Genomic DNA, 14500 nt, shown 5'->3' with positions numbered 1-14500 from the left:
GAACTTTGACCGGCGCGTCATGCCGCCGATAATCTTATCTTTTATATGGTGCGACAACCATATCATGACGATATCTATTTGCGACCCAAATTGACCTGATCAGACTTTCCCATCAGGCACATCATTGAAAACAGGCCCGTCAGGCAATGGCTCGACCGCCCTTCATCTTCCGCATACACATCAGTCCTACTGATGGTCAGCGTCCTGCCGGTTTTCATAACCTCCGCGCGCGCGCGGAGCGACGAGCCTTGCGCTGGGTTCAGGAACTTTACATTAAAATCAACAGTCAGGACGGTACTATTTTCAGGAAAAAGCGAAAAGGACGCATAGCCAGCCGCTCCATCGGCAATCGTCGCTATCAGGCCCCCGTGGAAGAAGCCATGCTGCTGCGTCAGGCCTTCTCGCCAGTCCACAACGATTTCACAAATTCCCGGCTCCAGAAGCTCAATCCGGGCGCCTATCTCCTTCATGAAGGGTTGCCGGGCAAAACTATCGCGGACAACAGTATCATAGTCGGCGTTTTTCGGCTGGAAAACTGCAGTCATCTCTATTTACCTTTGAAAATGGGTGATCTTTTTTCCAGAAAGGCGGCGATACCCTCGCGCCCGTCATCACTTGCGGAGGCAGCGGTAACCCCTCGCGCCTCTTTCTCCATCTGGGTTTCAAGGCTGTCACTAAAACTGTTCAGCAGCAAGTCCTTTACGATCCCGAAGGTTTTTGTCGGCCCTTGTGCCAATGTCGTCGCAAGCTGCATCGCCTCTTCCATCAGTTTCGGTCCAGGTACCACCCGGTTGATCAGTCCCCAGTCCAACGCCTCGGCCGCCGTCAGAACACGATTGGTCAGGATCAGTTCCTGTGTGCGGCGCAAGCCGATATGGCGCAGGATATAATAGGTCGAACTACCATCCGGCACGAGGGCCGCGCGTGTATAGGCCATAGTGAATTTGGCGTCTTCGGACGCAATCCCGAGATCACCGGACGCCGCCATACTGAGACCCCCGCCCGCAGCCGTCCCGTTTATTGCCGTGATCATCGGGGCGTCCATGCGGGCAAACCGGGACAGCGCCGAATGCAGGTACACCGTCAATTCCTTTATGTACCGTGGTAGCGCCTCCCCTGCTCCCGCAAACGCAGAGATATCACCTCCGGCGGAAAAAAACTGTCCCGCGCCCGTCAGGATAACTGCCCGGATATCGGGGTTCTCGTCGCACTCGATGGAAAGCTCCATCAACTCCCGGCCCATCGTCATGTTCAGCGCGTTCGCTTTATCGGGCCTGTTCATCGTGATGACAGCAACATTCCCGTATAGATCGAAATCAAGTGTTTCAAACATCGATGGTTCCCCCTTTTCCATTTGGCGAAATATAGGAGAGATTGTTTAATAGATAAAATCATTTGTTTCGATACTAACTATTGATATTATCTATCATATGGATATTTATCAACTTCGTTATTTTCTCGCCATTGTCGAGACAAATAATTTTTCGCGGGCGGCGGAGCGGGCATTTGTCAGTCAGCCGACCCTGTCGGCGGGAATAAAAAAACTCGAAACCGAACTTGGGGCCTCGCTGTTTAATCGCGGGTCCCGCAAAATCTCCCTGACCGAGGCCGGGATCAGGTTCCTGCCTCATGCCCGAACTGTCATCTATGAGTGTAATGCGGCGAAACAGGAGATCTCCCGCAAAACGCCGGTCAAGCGGCTTCAGCTTGGGATATTGCGGAGCTTGCCGACCGACAGGCTGGCCGTTCTCATGAGCGATTTTAACAAGGCCCATCCGGATATTCAGATTTCCCTGAAGGACGGAACCCCGACGCAATTGCAGAACTGGCTCGCCGAGCAACGGATTGATGTTGCGCTTTCCGTGACGCCGGATGCGGAAAGCGATTTCAGTTTCGAGCCGTTATACAGCTGGAAATATTGTCTCTGTGTTCCACGCTCGCATCCGTTCGCCGGTCGCGGATCCGTTCCGCTCAAGCAACTCGACCGGCTTGATTTCGTGCATCGCACCCATTGCGAAACGGGAAGCGAGATTGCGCGCGCCTTTGCCAATTCCGGGGTTAATCCACATATTGTCTTCAGGACCGATCAGGACGACAAGGCGCTCGCCTTTGTCGGGGCCGGGCTGGGCCTTTGCATGATGCCGGATGTGCTGGGCGCGGACACGATTGCCCAGGTCGCGGTCGAGGGAATTAACATAGGGCGGACAATCGGGCTTAGCTGGGCAAAACCCGTGGATAACGAGATAATTCAATCATTCAGGTTATTTGCCGCCAGTCATGACTGGCATCCACGCCGCCCGGGCAACAAAAACCTGGACTGGGCGCGATAACGACAGCGCTCATAACAGGACCATCGTCGCCAGCCCCAGAAAGGCGACAAAGCCAACAATATCCGTCACCGTCGTCACGAAGACGCTGGAGGCAATGGCGGGATCCACCTTCATCTTCTCCAGCATCACCGGAACCAGCATCCCAGAAATTCCGGCGACGAGAATATTAATTACCATGGCGATCGAGATAATGATCCCGATGCGAATTTCGCCAAACCAAGCCCAGGCGATACCGCCGATCAGGATTGCGAATATGGCGCCGTTCACCAGCGCGACTATGGTTTCCTTGCTCAAAATCCGGATCATATTGGCCGATGTCAGTTCTTTCGTGGCGATCGCGCGAACCACAACCGTCAGAGTTTGCGTGCCGGCATTCCCCCCCATGCTGGCCACAATTGGCATCAGCACCGCAAGGGCAATAATGGCCTCCAAGGTAGCATCGAAAAAGCTGATCGCGATTGAGGCGGCAATCGCCGTCAGAAGATTAACGAACAGCCAGGGAAACCGCGCACGTGAGGTTGACAGGATGCTGCCGAACAAGTCGTCCTCAGACACACCACCCAGCCGCAGGATATCTTCCTCGGCTTCCTCGCTGATAACGTCGACGATATCGTCAACGGTGATCACCCCGATAAGCGCCCCATCGGCATTGACAACCGCGGCCGAAGCAAGACGGTATTGCTGGAACTGATAGGCAACTTCTTCCTGATCCATATCCACCGGGATCAGCCGTTGCTCAGCATCCATTATGTCGCGCACGTTGGTATCCCGCTTGTTGCGCATGGCCCGGTTCAACGGGACAGTGCCAATCGGATGGTGCCGCGGGTCGACCACGAAAATCTCATAAAACTCTTCCGGCAGGTCGACCGTGTCGCGCAAATAATCGATTGTCTGGCCGATATTCCAGTATTCCGGCACGGCGATCAGGTTGCGCTGCATCAGGCGGCCGGCGGTATCCTCGCCAAAGGATAGGCCCTCTTCCAGGGCTGCCCGCTCATCCGCAGGGATTTCATTGAGGACTTCCTGCTGGTCCTCAGTTTCCAGGTCCTCAAGAACACTGACCGCGTCATCAAGTTCCAGAGCGCTGACGAAAGCGGCAATCTCGGCAGGCTCCATGCCCTCGACAAGTTCATCGCGGACATTTTCGTCAAGGTCAGAATAGACATCCGGATCTATCCGCCCTTCCATAATCTGAAAAAACGGCGCCCGGAGCTTTGGCTTTAACTGCTCGATCAGATCCGCGATATCAGCGGAATGCCAGTCCTCCAGTGCGGCGTGGATAAAGTCCGGCTCGTCCTGCTCGACGGCATTCTGGATTTCCTGGACAATCTCATCGCTCAGGCCATAGGTCGCGGCCCCCGTGTCCTGATCGTCGGGACGACGGTCGCTGTCTGTGTTAAGCTCGCTCATGAAGATCAGCCTTCATCTATCAGCTGCGCCTTGCGGGCCACCGGTCCCGGCATCATTTTTCCCATTCTGTGATCCTGTGCGTCAACCGCCGCGACGGCAGTCATATTGACCAGTCCGCGCACCGTAATCGATCCTGCGGTTATATGGATCGATTTTGACATCCCGATCAATATCGGCCCAACGGCAATGCCATGACCGATACTCTTAGCAATGTTATAGCTGATATTAGCGGAATCAAGGTTCGGCATGATCAAAAGGTTCGCCGCGCCCTGCAGTCTGGAATTTGGAAAAACTGCGTCACGAATGGCCGGGATAAGGGCACTATCCGCCTTCATCTCCCCCTCAATCTCCAGTTCCGGCGCCAGTTGCTCGATCATGGCAAGAGCTTTTTTCGCCCGCCGCGCCGACGGCATGTCGGTCGAGCCGAAATTCGAATAGGACAGCAGCGCAGCCTTGGGCTCGATGCCGAACCGCCGGACCTCGTCCGCCGCCAGAATGGTGAGCTCGGCCAGCTCTTCGGCGGTGTGCTCGTGACTGACTTGGGTGTCCGTAAAAAACAGGGTATGGTCAGGCATGATCAGCAAATGCAGCGCGGAGGCGTTGCGAACCCCGTCCCGGAACGGGATAATGTCAGAGACGCGGCGGTAATGTTGGTCGTATTTTCCGAATGTCCCGCAAATCATGGCGTCGGCATGGCCAAGATGGACCATCATCGCCCCGATAATAGTTGTGTTGGTACGAATACGGGCTTTCGCGGTCTCGACATCTACGCCGTACCGCTCGCGCAATTTATGATAGGCCTGCCAATACTCCCGATACCGGGGATCATCTTCCGGATCGACAATCTCGAAATCCGTGTCCGGCTTGATCCGTAGCCCCAGCTTTTGAATACGAAACTCAATAACCTTCCGGCGGCCAATCAAGATCGGGGAGGCTAGGCGATCATCAATAACGGTTTGCACAGCCGACAGGACCCGTTCCTCCTCCCCCTCGGCATAAGCAACGCTCATCAATTCCTGCCGCGCCCGGTCGAACAGCGGCTTCATGACAAAGGCGGTCCGATAGATGAAGTTCGACAGGTCCTGATAGTAACGGGCGAGATCGGTGATCGGCCGACTGGCAACACCGCTATCCATCGCCGCCTTGGCCACCGCAAACGACACTTCGAGATAAAGACGGGGGTCGAAAGGTGTCGGAATGAGATATTCCGGGCCAAAACTTGCCTGCGTACCGCCATAGGCCTTGGCAACAATATCTGACTGCTCCGCCATGGCAAGATCGGCAATGGCTTTCACCGCAGCGATCTTCATTTCCTCGTTTATCTCCGTCGCGCCAACATCCAGCGCGCCGCGAAATAGATAGGGAAAGCAGAGAACGTTATTAACCTGGTTCGGATAGTCGGAGCGGCCCGTTGCGATAATGGCGTCGGGACGAACAGCCTTGGCCTCCTCCGGCGATATTTCAGGTGTCGGATTGGCAAGCGCCAGAATGATCGGCTTTTCCGCCATGGTCATCACCATGTCCTGCTTGAGCGCACCCGGGCCGGAGCAGCCGAGAAAAATGTCCGTCCCATGCATGGCATCGGCCAGCGTGCGCTTGTTCGTCTCAATCGCAAAAACTGATTTATAGGGGTCCATCTCGACTTCACGGCCCGAATAGACCACCCCATGAATATCGCAAACGGTAATATTCTCCTTTGGAAGGCCCAGACTGACCAGCAGGTTGAGACAGGCGAGCGCCGCCGCCCCGGCACCGCAGGCGGTCAACTTGACCTCGGTGATGTCCTTGTCGACGACGCGCAGCGCGTTATACACCGCTGCCGCGACACAAATCGCCGTCCCATGCTGGTCATCGTGAAAAACAGGAATATTCATCCGCTCCCGGCAGAGCTTTTCAATAATGAAGCATTCCGGCGCTTTAATGTCTTCGAGATTAATCCCGCCAAAAGTCGGCTCCATGGCGACGATGATATCCACCAGTTTATGCGGGTCGGTTTCTGCAAGTTCAATATCAAAAACATCGATACCGGCAAATTTCTTGAACAGGACGGCCTTGCCTTCCATAACCGGTTTGGAGGCCAGCGGGCCGATCGCTCCAAGACCAAGGACCGCCGTGCCGTTGGTCACCACACCCACAAGATTGCCGCGCGCGGTAAGCTCGGCCGCCTGCGCCGGATCGTCAGCAATGGCAAGGCACGGATGGGCCACACCCGGCGAATAGGCAAGCGCCAGGTCCAGCTGTGTATCCATTGGCTTGGTGGGGGTAACCGTGAGTTTGCCCGGTTTTGGCAATCGATGATAATCCATCGCTTTTTGGAAAATATCTTTAGCCATACCCGAACCTTTCAATTTTTATTCCGACGCCAGAACTACCCAATGCTGATACAATTTGCCATTAAAAACAAGGCCATCGCACCCCGATATTCATTCGCGGAAAAATACGTATTGAAGGACATCATACACCAAGACAGGCGTCCGGGTGACGAAAGTTTAGTGAATTAATCGGGTATTTCTTTTATGTCACGACAAGCAGGGACAGGATGCCCTCTTGTCTGGACATGGACCTGCCGTGAGGAGGTATGGTGCGGCCGAGAAGACTCGAACTTCCACCCGTGTTACCGGACAGCGACCTCAACGCTGCGCGTCTACCAATTCCGCCACGGCCGCACAAGGTGCAGGGGAAATAACAAATGTTTGCACCCTACGCAACAACTGAATTTAATTTTTGGACGATTTAAAAATCAGGCAGATTTTTTTTCACGTTATCGGTGATGGAAATACCGATGTTATCATCGACAATAATGATCCCCCCGTAGGCAATCGGCTTGTTATTAGCGAGAACAATTGCATCGTCATCCGCGCCGGCATCGAGTTCGATAACCGCGCCGCGCCCCATCTTCAGGAGCTGATGGATCGGCATAACCGCTTTTCCCAGCACAACCGAGATTTCGACATCCACGCCTTCAATTGCCTTGTCTTCCATATTCGCTACCGCATACCTTTAGAACCATCGGGAGGCCAGTATGGCCAATCAGGGTTAACAGCGCCTTAACATTCCGGCCGACATACTCAAATCTTTGAAAATCTGGAATTGTCGTTTTCAGGGGACCTGTTATAAACACGACATGCATGAGATAGAGTGGAAAATTTCCGACGGGCTGGTCCCGTATGACGAGGCGCTGGCGGCAATGGAGCAGCGGGTTGCCGATATCCGGAACGACACCGCGCCGGAGCTTGTCTGGCTGCTTGAGCATCCACCGCTCTATACGGCGGGCACCAGTTCGAACAGTGCTGACCTTGTCATGCCAGACCGTTTTCCCGTCTATACCGCCGGACGCGGCGGCCAATATACCTATCACGGGCCCGGCCAGCGGGTTGCCTATGTCCTGCTTGATCTGAAAAAACGAAATTCGGACATTCGCGTCTTTGTTCAGGACCTTGAGGACTGGATTATAGAAGTGCTGGTCCAGTATCAGGTAAAAGGCGAAAAACGCTGTGGCCGTGTGGGAGTTTGGGTCGATCGCGGCTTTCGCGAAGACAAGATTGCCGCCATCGGCGTCCGCGTCCGCCGCTGGGTCAGTTTCCACGGCATCTCAATCAATGTCGATCCGGACCTCAGCCATTACAGCGGCATTGTTCCCTGCGGCATTTCAGAGCACGGCGTTACGTCCCTCGTCGACCTCGGTATTCCCGTCAGCCTTGCCGAAGTTGACATGGAACTGCGGGCCGCTTTCGAGAAGGTGTTTCTGGAGGGCGGCGCGCGCGGATCGATTATTTCCCTAAAATAAACCCGCGCGAACTCCTATTCAAATTCAAGAATGACCGCATCCACCGCCAGAATATCCCCGGCTCCGGCGTGAACCTTGGCGACAACACCATCCTGCTCAGCGCGCAGAATATTCTCCATTTTCATGGCTTCGACCACGGCGAGCGGCTGACCGGCCTTGATCTCGTCTCCCTCGTCCACATTGACGGCGACAATCATGCCAGGCATCGGGCAGACGAGAAACTTTGACATATCTGCCGGAACCTTTATTGGCATCAGTTCCGCCAGCTTGGCTGCCTTTGGCCGCCTTACCGCGACCTCCAGCACCGCGCCGGCATGGGTGAGACTGATAACCCCGTTCTTCTGTTCAAGCTGCGCAATCAACTTGAACCCATTTACCTTCGCCTTCACCTTGCGTTTACCCGGCCGCCATTTACTGCGAACGGCGATAGTCCTGTCGTCCAGCGTCACATCAATGCCGCCTTTGGCATCTTCGGCTATGGCCGCCGTCGATCTCTCCTTGCCCTCGCAGACAACCCATTTTCTCGATGTTTTCTTAATCACCTTTTTGATCGAGCGACTGCTGGTGCGCGCATGAACAAGAACGGCAATCGCAACCAGTTTGTCATAGGTCTCAGGGTTAAGCGGCGCGCCTGTGAAGCCATCGGGATATTCCTCGGCGATAAAACCGGTTGTCAAGTCACCGGCGCGGAACCTTGGATGATTACAGACGGCATTCAGGAAGTTAATGTTATGGGCAATGCCCTTCACCTCATAGGCATCCAGCGCCCGCCCCATTTCGTCAATGGCCTCGGCACGATCCTTGCCATAGGTCACCAGCTTGGCGATCATCGGGTCATAGAACATGGTGATCTCGGAGCCTTCCGTGACCCCGGTATCGACTCGAACATTCTCTCCCTTGGGGACCCTGTAGCGGCTTAGGCGGCCGATGGAGGGCAGGAAGCCGCGATAAGGGTCTTCGGCATACAAACGACTTTCAACGGCCCAGCCGGTGAGCGTAACGTCTTTCTGATCTATGGCAAGTTTTTCACCATGGGCAACCCGGATCATCTGCTCGACCAGATCGATCCCTGTGATCATCTCGGTCACCGGATGCTCCACCTGCAGACGTGTATTCATCTCAAGAAAATAGAAGCTGCGGTCACTGCCGACGACGAATTCCACCGTCCCGGCAGAATGATAATCGACTTCCCGCGCCAGCGCCACGGCCTGCTCGCCCATGGCCTTGCGAAGTGCCTCATCGACAAATGGACTTGGCGCTTCCTCGATAACCTTCTGGTGTCGCCGCTGGATGGAACATTCGCGCTCGCCGAGATATAGGCAGGTCCCGTGCTTGTCCGCCAGCACCTGAATCTCGATGTGATGAGGATCGACGACGAATTTTTCAATGAAGATGCGATCGTCACCAAAGCTGCTGAGCGCCTCGTTCTTTGCCGACTGGAACCCTTCGCGGGCCTCGCCATCATCATAGGCAACGCGCATACCCTTGCCGCCGCCACCGGCGGACGCCTTGATCATCACCGGATACCCGATCTCGCCCGAAATTTTCGCCGCATGATCGGCGTCCGTTATCAGGTCCATATGGCCCGGCACCGTGTTAACACCGGCCGCCCGCGCCAGTTTCTTCGACGCGATCTTGTCCCCCATGGAGGCAATCGCCTTCTGGCCCGGCCCGATAAAGGCAATTCCGGCCGCGTCCAGCGCGTCCGCGAAGGCCTGGTTCTCGGACAGGAACCCGTATCCCGGATGCACAGCCTCGGCCCCGGTTTGCTTGCAGGCATCGATAATCTTGTCGATCACAAGGTAGCTTTCCGACGCTGCCGCCGGGCCGATATGAACGGCCTCGTCGGCCATCTGCATATGGACAGCTCCGGCATCCGCCTCGGAATAGACCGCCACGGTCTGGATACCCATGGCCCTGGCCGAGCGAATAACCCGGCAGGCGATCTCACCGCGATTGGCTATCAGGATTTTCTTGAACATTTAATCTTCCCTCTTTCGCGAAATCCTATAGCGGAATATTGCTGTGCTTTTTCCGTGGATTTTCTAATTGTTTATTTTTCAGCATTCTGAGCGATGCAATAATCCGGTGCCGCGTATTGTCGGGCTTGATCACATCATCGATAAAGCCGCGATGACCGGCAATGAAGGGATTGGCGAAACGTTTCTGATATTCATCGCTGCGCTTCTGCAACTTCTCCTGATCACCAATTTCCGAGCGGAAGATGATCTCGACCGCGCCCTTGGAGCCCATCACCGCGATTTCCGCGGAAGGCCAGGCATAATTGACATCGCCGCGCAAATGTTTCGATGACATCACGTCATAGGCGCCGCCATAGGCTTTGCGGGTGATCACCGTGACTTTCGGTACCGTTGCCTCGGCAAAGGCAAACAGGAGCTTGGCCCCATGCTTGATGATCCCGCCATATTCCTGCGACGTTCCCGGCAGGAACCCCGGTACATCGACCAGCGTGACAATCGGAATGTTAAAGCAGTCGCAGAAGCGGACAAAGCGCGCCGCCTTGCGCGAGCTGTCAATATCGAGGCAGCCGGCCAGAACCATCGGCTGGTTAGCGACGATGCCAACGGTTTGCCCCTCCATCCTGCCAAAACCGGTGATAATGTTCTTGGCGAAGTTGGGCTGGATTTCAAAGAAATCGCCCTCATCCATCAGCTTCTCCACCAGCTCCATCATGTCATAGGGCGTGTTAGCATTGGCGGGCACAAGTGTGGTAAGGGACGGCTCCTTGCGGTTGGGATCGTCAAAGCTTTTGCGAACCGGCGCGTTTTCGAGATTGCTGGAGGGCAGGAAATCGACGAGGCGTCTCACCTCAGTCAGGACCTCGACATCATTGTCATAGGCATTATCGGCAACCGAGGATTTGCTGGTGTGGGTGCCTGCCCCGCCCAGCTCTTCCGCCGTGACGGTCTCGTTGGTCACGGTCTTCACGACGTCGGGACCGGTCACGAACATATAGGAGCTGTCGCGCACCATGAAAATAAAGTCGGTCATTGCTGGGGAATAGACCGCCCCGCCGGCGCAGGGACCCATGATCACGGAAATCTGCGGGATCACGCCGGAAGCCATGACGTTCCGCTGAAAAACCTCGGCATATCCCGCGAGGCTGTCGATCCCCTCCTGAATACGGGCGCCGCCGGAATCATTGAGACCGATGACAGGCGCGCCGACCTGCACCGCCTTGTCCATGATCTTGCAGATTTTCTTGGCGTGATATTCGGACAGCGACCCGCCGAATACGGTAAAGTCCTGGCTGAACAGGAAAACCAGCTTGCCGTTGATCGTCCCGTGTCCGGTGACGACACCATCCCCGGTGACGATTTCCTTTTCCATGCCGAACTCAACCGAGCGATGCTCAACGAACATGTCCCATTCTTCGAACGAGCCTTCGTCAAGAAGCAGGCTGATCCGCTCGCGCGCGGTCAGTTTGCCCTTGCTATGTTGCGAATCAATCCGCTTCTGTCCCCCGCCGAGGCGTGCCTTTGCCCGTTTCTCTTCCAGCTGCTGAATGATGTCCTGCATATTTTCTCCTCAGGCGATGATGATATCGCATAATTGTAGAAAGCGCGTACTTGCGATCAGGCTTTCCTTGTTATTCTTGCGCCGTGTGACCGCTTCCGCATCCGCTCCCCAGAATTCCATGGTATGGGTTTCGTCCAGTTCGCTGATCTCGAATGCCTCTTCCGCCGTCAGACGTCCGTCCAGCACGCCAAGGGCAACGACCAGCGACCCGCATAGCGCGGTGATATTATATAGGGGCGCCAGCGTCATGTTATTCTGCGTCGCCACCACCGCCGCCATTTTCGCCAGCGCCTCGGGTGGCTGCGGGACATGGGCGATGCGATTGGTGACCGTCAAGGTCACCTGATGGCGCCCGCGGATCCATTCAAGCACGGGATCCCAGGCGGCGATCTGCCGGGTGACAAGACTTGCGGGATGTGTCGCGCGATAGCACAATAGATCCGATCCGCCATAGGCGACGATATCCTCAATCACCCTTTCGCGCTGAGTGGCAACCCGGTCGATTGCCGTCGCCGCCGTCTGCATCAGCGGCATCAAGGCGGGAATGATCTTGTCCGGCTGACGGTCCCATTCATCGGCGATCGCCTCGGCGAGGGCCTTTGTGGGCAGGTGCAGCGGAACCTTGGCCGGCGTTTTAAGGGCGCGCCCGTCCAGAAGGACCGAATAAACGTCTCCCTCCGCCTTCGTCGATACAGTTGTAAAAAAACGATTCATACCGGGCCAGTTTTCCCTCACAGCCAAACGATCGTTTGGCTTATATCAATTCACGCAAAAAATGCAAGGTTTCGCTTGCAGTTTAGTGGTCGAAAGTGACCGCCGCCAGATCCTCAAAATGATGGATAACGCGTTCGGCACCGCTTTTGAGCAGTTCCTCGTCCGCATGATACCCCCAACTCACACCAATCGCGCGGCAGCCGGCATTTCCGGCCAGCATCATATCAAAACTTGTATCCCCGACCATAACAGTTTCCGCAGGGGTGGCCCCGGCGTCGCTCATCGCCCGCAGCAGCATCTGCGGATGCGGCTTTCCGGGGTTATGGTCCGGGGTCTGCAGGGACATGAAATAGTCCTGCAGGGAATGCTGCTCTATCACCGCCGTTAGCCCGCGAAGAGACTTCCCCGTGGCAACCGCCATCAGGACACCCCTGTCGGCAAGCCCGTGGATCGCATCGAGGGCGCCCGGATAAAGCGGCTCATAGTGATCGGACTGCAGGCGGTGCTGAAAAAAAGCAGCCTTGTAACCGCTTACCAGCCTCGTGTGAAGATCCGTGTCCCCGGGTTCGGGCATGAGATGGAATACGCACTCCTCCAGATTCAGGCCGATGAAGCCGCGGATCGATTGATCATCGGGAAGTGCCAGCCCTTCGGCGGTGAAGGTCGTTTTCATGCAGGCGACAACATTATGCTGGCTGTCGACAAGCGTGCCGTCGCAATCAAACACAACAAGGGTTGGGAAAGGCTTTTCACTCATCGTTAATTTTCCCATAAAAGCCGCTTCCCGTCACGGCGCAAAATGGCTGGTGGAGGATGAGTTCCACCAGCCGTATCCCCTATTAGCGATTTGTGGACCGGTTAACCGCGCTGGTAATCGCTTTAAGTGACGCCGTGACAATGTTGGCGTGACGGCCGACACCGAAAATCGCCTCGCCATTCCTGTCACGCATTTCAACATAGGCAATCGCCACCGCATCGGAGCCGAAGCCCGTCGTATGCTCGCGATAATCATTCACCTTAAGGTCAAGATCATACTTCTGGTTCAGCGCCGTCATATAGGCATCGATGGGCCCGGTGCCGGTACCCTTGACCTTGACTTCGACGCCATTATCTTTGACCGTCGCCGTCATCACCCGCCGCTCCGGTGCTTTCGGATCCACCTTCGTCTGATGATTGATAAATTCGAAACCGCCTTTGGTGTTCAGATATTCTTCCTCGAATATCTCATAGATCATCTTCGAGGAAAGCTCTTTACCCGTCTCATCGGTAACGCCCTGCACGACCTTGCTGAATTCCACCTGCAAAAGCCGGGGTAGCTCGATGCCGTAATCCTCCTCCAGAAGATAGGCAACCCCGCCCTTTCCTGACTGGCTATTGACCCGGATCACGGCGTCATAGTTGCGCCCAAGGTCCGCCGGATCGATAGGCAGGTAAGGAATCTCCCAAAGTTCACTGTTCGCCTTCTTGAGGGCGGAGAAGCCCTTCTTGATGGCATCCTGATGCGACCCTGAAAAGGCAGTGAAGACCAGATCCCCACCGTAAGGATGACGTGGATGAACGGGCAGCTGGTTGCAATATTCAACCGTGCGGACGACCTCGTTGATATCGCTGAAATCAAGATCGGGATCGACCCCTTGTGTATACATATTCATGGCGATATTCACGATATCGACATTGCCCGTGCGCTCGCCGTTGCCAAACAGCGTGCCCTCGACGCGGTCAGCACCGGCCATGATGCCGAACTCGGCGGCCGCAACCCCGGTGCCCCGGTCATTATGCGGATGCAGGCTGAGGAGGATCTTTTCCCGTTCCGGCAGGTGGCGATGCATCCATTCAATCTGGTCAGCATAGATATTCGCGCTTGCCACCTCAACCGTCGCCGGCAGGTTGAAGATGATCTTGTTCTCCACCGTCGGCTTCCAGATTTCCATGACCGCCGTACAGACTTCGCAGGCATAATCCAGCTCCGTCTGGGTAAAGCTTTCCGGGGAATATTCCATCTGGATATGGGTTTCCGGCATCTCGTCGGCAAGCTGGCGCACCAATTTCGCGCCCTCAATGGCAATCTCCTTGATACCGGCGCGGTCAAGGTCGAACACCACTCGCCGTTGCAGGGTTGAGGTCGAGTTATATAAATGAACAATGGCCTGTTTCGCACCGCGGATACTCTCAAATGTTCTGCGGATCAATTCCTCGCGCGCCTGGGTCAGAACCTGGATTTTAACATCATCGGGAATTTCACCTTCGTCGATGAGGAAGCGGACAAAATCGAAATCAGTCTGCGAGGCCGACGGAAAGCCAACCTCAATTTCCTTGAAGCCGAGTTCTACCAGATGCCGGAACATCCGCAGCTTGCGTTCATGTCCCATGGGTTCGATCAGGGCCTGATTGCCATCTCGCAAGTCAACGCTGCACCAGATGGGCGCGGCATCGATTACCTTTGTCGGCCATTGCCTGTCAGGAATATCGATGGGTGGGAAGGATTTATATTTTTCACCGGGGGTAAATGTCATTTCTGTATCCTCTTGTCTCTTTCAGACGCTTTCATGCGCGCCTTTTAATCTGATTTCTTTTCGGTTTAACGCAGCCGACATACAGTCGCAGGGTGGCCTAGACCCGACGACCGCCCCGAAGTCGAGAGAGCCCCCCGGAGGAGCCGCCATACTCTTCCTGCATTAAACCGTGAATTCTATTTGAAATGACCGACCCGCAGGCCTTT

12 protein-coding genes and 1 tRNA gene are annotated in these 14500 nt (G+C 55.5%); 2 read left to right on the top strand and 11 right to left on the bottom strand.

The genetic code is table 11. The features are described from left to right. Positions 1-74: 74 nt before the first annotated feature. Together ACESNI_RS11335 and ACESNI_RS11330 are read right to left on the bottom strand one after the other, a co-directional pair. Positions 75-545, bottom strand: a complete 471-nt coding sequence (locus ACESNI_RS11335; protein WP_373086765.1) for a PaaI family thioesterase — start codon at positions 543-545, stop codon at positions 75-77. Between the two features lie 2 nt (positions 546-547). Continuing rightward, positions 548-1333 carry an enoyl-CoA hydratase/isomerase family protein gene (locus tag ACESNI_RS11330; RefSeq protein WP_373086764.1) on the bottom strand — a complete coding sequence of 262 codons (786 nt, stop codon included), beginning with the start codon at positions 1331-1333 and terminating at the stop codon, positions 548-550. A 97-nt stretch (positions 1334-1430) separates the two neighbouring features. On the opposite strand from ACESNI_RS11330, the gene ACESNI_RS11325 reads away from it, so the two are divergent. After that, entirely contained in the window at positions 1431-2330 is a 900-nt protein-coding gene (locus ACESNI_RS11325; protein WP_373086763.1) for a LysR family transcriptional regulator, read from the top strand. Positions 2331-2339: 9 nt separating this feature from the next. Here the strand turns inward: ACESNI_RS11325 and mgtE are convergent, their stop codons facing one another. The 4 genes from mgtE to ACESNI_RS11305 form a co-directional block, all read right to left on the bottom strand. Next, entirely contained in the window at positions 2340-3740 is a 1401-nt protein-coding gene (gene mgtE, locus ACESNI_RS11320) for a magnesium transporter (protein WP_373086762.1), read from the bottom strand. 5 nt (positions 3741-3745) lie between these two features. Further along, positions 3746-6073 (bottom strand): NADP-dependent malic enzyme, encoded by a 2328-nt coding sequence (locus ACESNI_RS11315; RefSeq protein WP_373086761.1) that lies wholly within the window; start codon positions 6071-6073, stop codon positions 3746-3748. Between the two features lie 246 nt (positions 6074-6319). Then, positions 6320-6406, bottom strand: a tRNA-Leu gene (locus ACESNI_RS11310). Positions 6407-6473: 67 nt separating this feature from the next. Next, positions 6474-6722 (bottom strand): FliM/FliN family flagellar motor switch protein, encoded by a 249-nt coding sequence (locus tag ACESNI_RS11305; protein ID WP_373086760.1) that lies wholly within the window; start codon positions 6720-6722, stop codon positions 6474-6476. Positions 6723-6864: 142 nt separating this feature from the next. Here ACESNI_RS11305 and lipB point away from each other — a divergent pair, with 142 nt between their 5' ends. Next, positions 6865-7527 (top strand): lipoyl(octanoyl) transferase LipB, encoded by a 663-nt coding sequence (lipB, locus tag ACESNI_RS11300; protein WP_373086759.1) that lies wholly within the window; start codon positions 6865-6867, stop codon positions 7525-7527. A gap of 14 nt (positions 7528-7541) precedes the next feature. Here lipB and ACESNI_RS11295 read toward each other — a convergent pair whose 3' ends face one another. From ACESNI_RS11295 to leuA, 5 genes are all read right to left on the bottom strand, one after another. Further along, complete coding sequence (locus ACESNI_RS11295) at positions 7542-9509, bottom strand: acetyl-CoA carboxylase biotin carboxylase subunit (RefSeq protein ID WP_373086758.1); 1968 nt, start codon at positions 9507-9509, stop codon at positions 7542-7544. Between the two features lie 25 nt (positions 9510-9534). Then, the gene (locus ACESNI_RS11290) at positions 9535-11067 is read right to left on the bottom strand and encodes an acyl-CoA carboxylase subunit beta (protein WP_373086756.1); all 1533 of its coding nucleotides are present in this window, start codon (positions 11065-11067) and stop codon (positions 9535-9537) included. Between the two features lie 9 nt (positions 11068-11076). Continuing rightward, positions 11077-11781 (bottom strand): ATP12 family chaperone protein, encoded by a 705-nt coding sequence (locus ACESNI_RS11285; protein ID WP_373086754.1) that lies wholly within the window; start codon positions 11779-11781, stop codon positions 11077-11079. Between the two features lie 82 nt (positions 11782-11863). Next, positions 11864-12538, bottom strand: a complete 675-nt coding sequence (locus tag ACESNI_RS11280; protein WP_373086752.1) for an HAD-IA family hydrolase — start codon at positions 12536-12538, stop codon at positions 11864-11866. Between the two features lie 82 nt (positions 12539-12620). Then, positions 12621-14294, bottom strand: a complete 1674-nt coding sequence (gene leuA, locus ACESNI_RS11275; protein ID WP_373086750.1) for a 2-isopropylmalate synthase — start codon at positions 14292-14294, stop codon at positions 12621-12623. Positions 14295-14500 lie beyond the last annotated feature (206 nt).

Origin of the sequence: Sneathiella sp., from assembly GCF_041689005.1 — a bacterium.
GTDB lineage: Bacteria > Pseudomonadota > Alphaproteobacteria > Sneathiellales > Sneathiellaceae > Sneathiella.
This window is presented reverse-complemented; position numbering and strand designations above follow the sequence as displayed.

What these genes read in the sequence shown, in the direction of transcription:
- ACESNI_RS11280 (WP_373086752.1), bottom strand. Translation starts at nt 12,538, where the DNA reads ATGAGTGAAAAGCCTTTCCCAACCCTTGTTGTGTTTGATTGCGACGGC.
- lipB (WP_373086759.1), top strand. Translation starts at nt 6,865, where the DNA reads ATGCATGAGATAGAGTGGAAAATTTCCGACGGGCTGGTCCCGTATGAC.
- leuA (WP_373086750.1), bottom strand. Translation starts at nt 14,294, where the DNA reads ATGACATTTACCCCCGGTGAAAAATATAAATCCTTCCCACCCATCGAT.
- ACESNI_RS11295 (WP_373086758.1), bottom strand. Translation starts at nt 9,509, where the DNA reads ATGTTCAAGAAAATCCTGATAGCCAATCGCGGTGAGATCGCCTGCCGG.
- mgtE (WP_373086762.1), bottom strand. Translation starts at nt 3,740, where the DNA reads ATGAGCGAGCTTAACACAGACAGCGACCGTCGTCCCGACGATCAGGAC.
- ACESNI_RS11335 (WP_373086765.1), bottom strand. Translation starts at nt 545, where the DNA reads ATGACTGCAGTTTTCCAGCCGAAAAACGCCGACTATGATACTGTTGTC.
- ACESNI_RS11325 (WP_373086763.1), top strand. Translation starts at nt 1,431, where the DNA reads ATGGATATTTATCAACTTCGTTATTTTCTCGCCATTGTCGAGACAAAT.
- ACESNI_RS11315 (WP_373086761.1), bottom strand. Translation starts at nt 6,073, where the DNA reads ATGGCTAAAGATATTTTCCAAAAAGCGATGGATTATCATCGATTGCCA.
- ACESNI_RS11330 (WP_373086764.1), bottom strand. Translation starts at nt 1,333, where the DNA reads ATGTTTGAAACACTTGATTTCGATCTATACGGGAATGTTGCTGTCATC.
- ACESNI_RS11290 (WP_373086756.1), bottom strand. Translation starts at nt 11,067, where the DNA reads ATGCAGGACATCATTCAGCAGCTGGAAGAGAAACGGGCAAAGGCACGC.
- ACESNI_RS11305 (WP_373086760.1), bottom strand. Translation starts at nt 6,722, where the DNA reads ATGGAAGACAAGGCAATTGAAGGCGTGGATGTCGAAATCTCGGTTGTG.
- ACESNI_RS11285 (WP_373086754.1), bottom strand. Translation starts at nt 11,781, where the DNA reads ATGAATCGTTTTTTTACAACTGTATCGACGAAGGCGGAGGGAGACGTT.